The organism is Flavobacterium tistrianum (assembly GCF_003254545.1).
Taxonomy (GTDB): domain Bacteria; phylum Bacteroidota; class Bacteroidia; order Flavobacteriales; family Flavobacteriaceae; genus Flavobacterium; species Flavobacterium tistrianum.
Genome location: NZ_QJRH01000041.1, coordinates 1 through 4,803, shown reverse-complemented (window position 1 = coordinate 4,803; position 4,803 = coordinate 1). Strand labels below are relative to the sequence as shown.

At 49.7% G+C, this 4,803-nt stretch carries 2 tRNA genes and 2 rRNA genes; all 4 read left to right on the top strand.

Features of this window, described 5'->3' with window-relative positions:
* Window positions 1-1,316, top strand: a 16S ribosomal RNA gene (locus DMB71_RS00230); the annotation flags it as partial.
* A gap of 129 nt (window positions 1,317-1,445) precedes the next feature.
* A tRNA-Ile gene (locus tag DMB71_RS00225) sits at window positions 1,446-1,519 on the top strand.
* A gap of 91 nt (window positions 1,520-1,610) precedes the next feature.
* Window positions 1,611-1,684 (top strand) — tRNA-Ala (locus DMB71_RS00220).
* 141 nt (window positions 1,685-1,825) lie between these two features.
* A 23S ribosomal RNA gene (locus DMB71_RS00215) occupies window positions 1,826-4,708 on the top strand.
* Window positions 4,709-4,803: the final 95 nt, after the last annotated feature.

Here is a 4,803-nt window from a genome sequence, read left to right as displayed (position 1 = left end):
ATTAAAGTCACAACGGTGGAAGATGAGCATGCGTCCCATTAGCTAGTTGGTAAGGTAACGGCTTACCAAGGCTACGATGGGTAGGGGTCCTGAGAGGGAGATCCCCCACACTGGTACTGAGACACGGACCAGACTCCTACGGGAGGCAGCAGTGAGGAATATTGGTCAATGGGCGCAAGCCTGAACCAGCCATGCCGCGTGCAGGATGACGGTCCTATGGATTGTAAACTGCTTTTGTACGGGAAGAAACACTCCGACGTGTCGGAGCTTGACGGTACCGTAAGAATAAGGATCGGCTAACTCCGTGCCAGCAGCCGCGGTAATACGGAGGATCCAAGCGTTATCCGGAATCATTGGGTTTAAAGGGTCCGTAGGCGGTCTTGTAAGTCAGTGGTGAAAGCCCATCGCTCAACGGTGGAACGGCCATTGATACTGCAGGACTTGAATTACTGGGAAGCAACTAGAATATGTAGTGTAGCGGTGAAATGCTTAGAGATTACATGGAATACCAATTGCGAAGGCAGGTTGCTACCGGTGGATTGACGCTGATGGACGAAAGCGTGGGTAGCGAACAGGATTAGATACCCTGGTAGTCCACGCCGTAAACGATGGATACTAGCTGTTGGGGGCAACTTCAGTGGCTAAGCGAAAGTGATAAGTATCCCACCTGGGGAGTACGAACGCAAGTTTGAAACTCAAAGGAATTGACGGGGGCCCGCACAAGCGGTGGAGCATGTGGTTTAATTCGATGATACGCGAGGAACCTTACCAAGGCTTAAATGCAGACTGACCGATTTGGAAACAGATCTTTCGCAAGACAGTTTACAAGGTGCTGCATGGTTGTCGTCAGCTCGTGCCGTGAGGTGTCAGGTTAAGTCCTATAACGAGCGCAACCCCTGTTGTTAGTTGCCAGCGAGTAGTGTCGGGAACTCTAACAAGACTGCCAGTGCAAACTGTGAGGAAGGTGGGGATGACGTCAAATCATCACGGCCCTTACGCCTTGGGCTACACACGTGCTACAATGGCCGGTACAGAGAGCAGCCACTCCGCGAGGGGGAGCGAATCTATAAAGCCGGTCACAGTTCGGATCGGAGTCTGCAACTCGACTCCGTGAAGCTGGAATCGCTAGTAATCGGATATCAGCCATGATCCGGTGAATACGTTCCCGGGCCTTGTACACACCGCCCGTCAAGCCATGGAAGCTGGGGGTGCCTGAAGTCGGTGACCGCAAGGAGCTGCCTAGGGTAAAACTGGTAACTAGGGCTAAGTCGTAACAAGGTAGCCGTACCGGAAGGTGCGGCTGGAACACCTCCTTTCTAGAGCCCGAATCGTTAGCCGAAAGGCACGTTTGGGAAATAAGATGCCTGACTGTGGGTTTTGGATCTTGAAATTGCATTACTCTTGCTGTTAATTTAAAGAAATAAACTTTTAAGTAAAAAAAACAGAGTCTCGTAGCTCAGCTGGTTAGAGTACTACACTGATAATGTAGGGGTCGGCAGTTCGAGTCTGCCCGGGACTACTTTTTAAAGCTTGAAGAGAAGGAAATTCTAGAGTTGAAGCGTTATGAATCTTAATTCATAATTCATAATTCACAATTCATCATTAGATTTGGGGGATTAGCTCAGCTGGCTAGAGCGCCTGCCTTGCACGCAGGAGGTCAACGGTTCGACTCCGTTATTCTCCACGAATTTGCTCAAAGAAGTAGATAAAAGTTCATTGACATATTGGGATAAGAAAATAATAAGAAAGTAGAAAGCGTTTTTCTAAAGCGAAAGCAGAAGAAAAACAAAACAAAACGGTCTTGTTTTTAAGAAACAAGATTGGTGCAATAAGCAAAATAAGGGCGCATGGGGGATGCCTAGGCTCTCAGAGGCGATGAAGGACGTGATAAGCTGCGAAAAGCTGCGGGGACGGGCACACACCGATTGATCCGCAGATATCCGAATGGGGCAACCCGCTATATTGAAGATATAGCACACCGATAGGTGGGCAAACCCGCTGAACTGAAACATCTAAGTAGGCGGAGGAGAAGAAAACAAAAGTGATTCCGCAAGTAGTGGCGAGCGAACGCGGATTAGCCCAAACCAGTTATGTTACGGCATAGCTGGGGTTGTAGGACCGCGAGATTTCATGCGCAAGGAACCGGAAGCTTCTGGAAAGGAGCGCCATAGAGGGTGACAGCCCCGTATGGGCAACAAGCGTAATGGATAGCGGCATCCTGAGTAGGGCGGGGCACGTGAAACCCTGTCTGAATTCGGCGGGACCATCCGCTAAGGCTAAATACTCCTGAGAGACCGATAGTGAACCAGTACCGTGAGGGAAAGGTGAAAAGAACCGTGAATAACGGAGTGAAATAGATCCTGAAACCATGCGCCTACAAGCGGTCGGAGCCCTTTCGTGGGGTGACGGCGTGCCTTTTGCATAATGAGCCTACGAGTTAACGCTGCTGGCAAGGATAAGTGGTTAAGCCATGGATCCGCAGCGAAAGCGAGTCTGAATAGGGCGCTTTAGTCAGTAGTGTTAGACGCGAAACCGTGTGATCTACCCATGGGCAGGTTGAAGCTGTGGTAACACACAGTGGAGGACCGAACCGGTTGACGTTGAAAAGTCTTCGGATGACCTGTGGGTAGGGGTGAAAGGCCAATCAAACTCGGAAATAGCTCGTACTCCCCGAAATGCATTTAGGTGCAGCGCTGGATATAGTTATATAGAGGTAGAGCTACTGATTGGATGCGGGGGCTTCACCGCCTACCAATTCCTGACAAACTCCGAATGCTATATAATGTTTACCAGCAGTGAGGGCTTGGGTGCTAAGGTCCAAGTCCGAGAGGGAAAGAACCCAGACCATCAGCTAAGGTCCCCAAATATATGCTAAGTTGAAAGAACGAGGTTTGTCTGCCCAGACAGCTAGGATGTTGGCTTGGAAGCAGCCATTCATTTAAAGAGTGCGTAACAGCTCACTAGTCGAGCGGACGAGCATGGATAATAATCGGGCATAAGCATATTACCGAAGCTATGGATTTGCAAGCAATTGCAAGTGGTAGGGGAGCATTCTGACAGGGCAGAAGGCGTATCGTAAGGTATGCTGGACCGGTCAGAAAAGAAAATGTAGGCATAAGTAACGATAATGCGGGCGAGAAACCCGCACACCGAAAAACTAAGGTTTCCACAGCTATGCTAATCAGCTGTGGGTTAGTCTGGACCTAAGGCGAACCCGAAAGGGGCAGTCGATGGCCAACGGGTTAATATTCCCGTACTTCTTATTGCTGTGATGGGGTGACGGAGTGATGAAAGCGCCGCGAACTGACGGAATAGTTCGTTAAAGCACCTAGCTATATCTTTTATAGGCAAATCCGTAGAAGATGGCGAAATGCGATAGTACTCGGAGTCTTCGGACAAAGAGATAGTGCGCCTAAGGGCTTCCAAGAAAAACCTCTAAACTTCAGGCAGTAAGAACCAGTACCGTAAACCGACACAGGTAGTTGAGGAGAGAATCCTAAGGTGCTCGAGAGATTCATGGCTAAGGAATTAGGCAAAATAGACCTGTAACTTCGGGAGAAAGGTCGCCCCGAGCAATCGGGGCCGCAGTGAAGAGGTCCAGGCGACTGTTTATCAAAAACACAGGGCTCTGCAAAATCGCAAGATGAAGTATAGGGCCTGACACCTGCCCGGTGCTGGAAGGTTAAGAGGAGATGTTATCTTCGGAGAAGCATTGAATTGAAGCCCCAGTAAACGGCGGCCGTAACTATAACGGTCCTAAGGTAGCGAAATTCCTTGTCGGGTAAGTTCCGACCTGCACGAATGGTGTAACGATCTGGACACTGTCTCAGCCATGAGCTCGGTGAAATTGTAGTAACGGTGAAGATGCCGTTTACCCGCAGTGGGACGAAAAGACCCTGTGCACCTTTACTATAGCTTAGTATTGACCTTGGATAAATGATGTGTAGGATAGGTTGGAGACTGTGAAGGGGCGTCGCCAGGCGCTTTGGAGTCATTGTTGAAATACAACCCTTTGTTTATCTGAGGCCTAACCCCGCAATGTGGGGGACAGTGCTTGGTGGGTAGTTTGACTGGGGTGGTCGCCTCCAAAAGAGTAACGGAGGCTTCTAAAGGTTCCCTCAGTACGCTTGGTAACCGTGCGTAGAGTGCAATGGCATAAGGGAGCTTGACTGAGAGACATACAGGTCGATCAGGTACGAAAGTAGAGCATAGTGATCCGGTGGTTCCGCATGGAAGGGCCATCGCTCAAAGGATAAAAGGTACGCCGGGGATAACAGGCTGATCTCCCCCAAGAGCTCATATCGACGGGGGGGTTTGGCACCTCGATGTCGGCTCGTCACATCCTGGGGCTGGAGAAGGTCCCAAGGGTTGGGCTGTTCGCCCATTAAAGTGGCACGCGAGCTGGGTTCAGAACGTCGTGAGACAGTTCGGTCTCTATCTACTGCGGGCGTTAGAAATTTGAGTGGATCTGATTCTAGTACGAGAGGACCGAATTGGACTAACCTCTAGTGTATCTGTTGTCCCGCCAGGGGCACCGCAGAGTAGCTACGTTGGGAAGGGATAAGCGCTGAAAGCATATAAGCGCGAAACCCACCACAAGATGAGATTTCTTTTAAGGATCGTGGAAGATGACCACGTTGATAGGCTACAGATGTAAAGGCAGTAATGTCACAGTCGAGTAGTACTAATAATCCGTAAGCTTATGCACAGACTTTTTCCCGATCCGCCTTGGCGGATCGGGAAGGAAACTTTCTAAAACAGCCCTTATTGCGTTTCTTTATCCCAGTATGTTAAAATATTGTC